Here is a 2,917-nt window from a genome sequence, read left to right as displayed (position 1 = left end):
TTGATTTTTTCGGTCTGTTTTGGTTTTTACTTACAATCAGGCAGGAAGTTCGGCATCTTTAATATTGGCGATGGGCCCAAGAATGGCGCTGTCAAACTCACGGATCTCTTCGCCAGCGGCCACGCGTTCAGGCCAGTCGTGATTCGCCAGCGCGCCACGGCCAAGGGCAATAAAATCGGCCCCCATCTGCATCACCTGTTGTGCCCGTGATTCATTATGCAGGCTTCCGTTGGCCATAATAGTAAGCTGGGGGGCGTACTTACGTGCCAGCTCAACCAGTGACAGCGGGTTATCAGGGAAAGCTGGCTGCCACGCCTCAAATTCAGTTAGGTGCAGATAATCGATACCGGATCCTGCAAGCAGCGTAAATACAATTCGGGCATCGTCTTCACCGTTCGCCCATTTATGGAAGAAGTCATTCACCTTGCCCTGAGAGATACGAATACCCACCGGGATAGCCTGACCTACACGCTGCCTAACGGCCCGAATGACGTTAAGGCTCAGTTGAAGACGGCTGGCGATATCGCCACCCCAGCGGTCAGTTCTCAGATTGGTATAATCCGTAAAGAACTGATCGAGAAGATATCCATTTGCACCGTGGATCTCCACACCATCAAAGCCCGCGTCAAAAACAGCATACGACGCGGCATCGCCAAAGCTGCTGATAATGTCCTGAATTTCGCTTTCGCTGAGTTCGCGGGGAAGAGGATATTGCCCTTCTCCACGATAAAATGTCATCTGCTCACCGACGGGGCGAACGGCACTGGGTGCAACGGTTCCCGCCAAAAAGTGGTTACCTTGGGAGAGCGCCCCTGAATGCTGGATTTGCGCAAATATACGGCCATTGTGCAGGTGTACCGCATCAGTGATTTTCCGCCAACCGGCAACCTGCTCCGCACTGGTTAAGCCGGCCTGAAAAGCATAGGTTTGTGACCATGCGCGGTCGATATAGATACCTTCCGATATCACCAGACCAAAACCACCCCGGGCAAAATCTGCGTAGTAGGCTTTCATGCGATCGCTGGCTATGCCCTCTTCAGAGGCGGTGACGCGGGTCATTGGCGCTACCACCAGACGGTTTTTCAAAGCGACCTTGCCAATATAAGCGGGGGTGAAAAGCGATAATGTATTCATGTGTTCTTCCTGCTAAGTTTGAATCGTGAACACAATATAATCATTGTCGTTTTCGCTATAAACAGCCCATAGTGATAAGGCTGTATAACGAATATCGTTATAATTAACGCCTCTTTTTTTGGATGATAGCTGACTGACGTAATGATTCAGCTACCGGAGTCGCTATGAATTTGCAAGATGTATCCCTCTTTTTGGTCATAACCGAAACGCGCAGCCTGACTCAGGCGGCGAAACGTCAGAATATTTCAGCAATGGCCGTTTCAAGACGCCTGGCCTCGCTGGAGCATGAGCTTGGTGTACGTCTTGTGCAAAGAACCACGCGTTCAGTATCGCTTACTCAGGAAGGCATGGAGTTCCTGCCTTATGCTCGGGCTTTAATCGACGCAGAGACCGGGGCCAGGTCACTGTTCTCGCCTTCAACGCAGGGCGCAGCAGGTTTATTGAGAATAACGGCTCCTTCAGGATTTGGGCGTCGTAATATTCTGCCTCTGGTGCCTGAGCTGCTGGCTGATAATCCTAAGCTCAATATTGACCTTCAGCTAAGCGAAGATGTGGTGGATATCGTCGGGAGAGGAATCGACGTGGCTATTCGTATCGCCCCGTTAAAGGACTCTACCCTAATAGCCCGCAAAATTACTGACAACCCTCGCGTTATTTGTGCTTCCCCTGACTATCTCCACGGCAAGGGTACACCTCGGTTCGTTGAGGATTTAACAACGCATCATTGCCTGAGGCTCAGCAGCGTGCCGCAATGGATTTTCGAGCGTGACGGTGAAATTATCAGAGTCAGCGTTGAGGGGCGTTTCAGTTCAGACAACGTTGAAGGGGTAAGAGAACTGTGTGTTCAGGGGTTGGGCATTGCCCAACTCACCCGCTGGGATGTCAGGAAAGAGATCCAGGAGGGCGCGCTGGTCGAGATTGCATTAGCTGACGCAGAGCCTCAGGCATTGTCAATTTGGGCAGTGCTACCCTCAACCCGTTATCTTCCCCTTAGGGTTAGCGCTTTTATTGAGAAATTAAAATCATCCCTCATCTCAACAAATTAAATGCCCGGCAACCACGCCAACAGGATAATTTCCTTGAGACATTATTGCCTGACGTGACTGTTGCGCTGATCATGTAAACGATATTAGTTATCTACGTAAACAGCCATCCAAATTGCACATTTTTTAATCCATTTCTTACCTATTCAAAAACATTTTCCGCAGCGCTATCAGACCTGACGTTCAGACTGAGATGATGCCTGCAGATACAAGCGCAGCGCACATCAAAGTTCACTCCGCATTATATTCCTGCCCTAAATTGTTCTATATCAAAAGAAACCACATCACTTTGTAAAGTACTATAAATTAAGGATATTTTTTCAAAGAAACTTAAGGTATAACAAAAATCATTGACACCCTAACTCAAACTGCTACATTTTTAGTCACATGCAGTGACTATTGTTTTTGCAGCTGTAAGCTTTTTTTATTATTGCGATTCAGTGTTGTCAAAAGGAGAAAACATGGAATGGAAAATCATCGACTCGCTGGCCAGCCCTGGGACTGGGACCTTCTTTGCCGCAGTATCCTCATCCCGGAACTTAAAATTGATATTGTGGTATAAGAGTGATTTCTTTTTACGAACTGGACACTGCATTTCAACAAGTAATATCGGTTTTGCAATCAATGGTCGTCTCAAGAAAATCAATATCATTCATGCTTTCCCTTTTAGCGCTGAACTATGGTCCAATTTTATCAAAACAACTTGTTGCCCTGGAAATTCACCCATTTTTAATGGCCCC

Annotated in this window: 3 protein-coding genes; 2 read left to right on the top strand and 1 reads right to left on the bottom strand. The window is 47.8% G+C overall.

The features are described from left to right. Positions 1–36: 36 nt before the first annotated feature. Positions 37–1,134 (bottom strand): oxidoreductase, encoded by a 1,098-nt coding sequence (locus tag FN633_RS10565; protein ID WP_154057676.1) that lies wholly within the window; start codon positions 1,132–1,134, stop codon positions 37–39. Between the two features lie 164 nt (positions 1,135–1,298). Here FN633_RS10565 and FN633_RS10560 point away from each other — a divergent pair, with 164 nt between their 5' ends. Together FN633_RS10560 and FN633_RS10555 are read left to right on the top strand one after the other, a co-directional pair. Next, complete coding sequence (locus tag FN633_RS10560; RefSeq protein ID WP_154057675.1) at positions 1,299–2,180, top strand: LysR family transcriptional regulator; 882 nt, start codon at positions 1,299–1,301, stop codon at positions 2,178–2,180. A gap of 458 nt (positions 2,181–2,638) precedes the next feature. Next, positions 2,639–2,917: anti-adapter protein iraM (locus tag FN633_RS10555; protein WP_154058904.1), on the top strand; the 279-nt coding region annotated here is incomplete at its 3' end.

The organism is Pseudescherichia vulneris (genome assembly GCF_902164725.1).
In the GTDB taxonomy this organism is placed as follows: domain Bacteria; phylum Pseudomonadota; class Gammaproteobacteria; order Enterobacterales; family Enterobacteriaceae; genus Pseudescherichia; species Pseudescherichia vulneris.
This window is presented reverse-complemented; position numbering and strand designations above follow the sequence as displayed.

Coding starts and splice junctions, on each gene's coding strand:
- FN633_RS10560 (WP_154057675.1), top strand. CDS start 1,299: ATGAATTTGCAAGATGTATCCCTCTTTTTGGTCATAACCGAAACGCGC.
- FN633_RS10565 (WP_154057676.1), bottom strand. CDS start 1,134: ATGAATACATTATCGCTTTTCACCCCCGCTTATATTGGCAAGGTCGCT.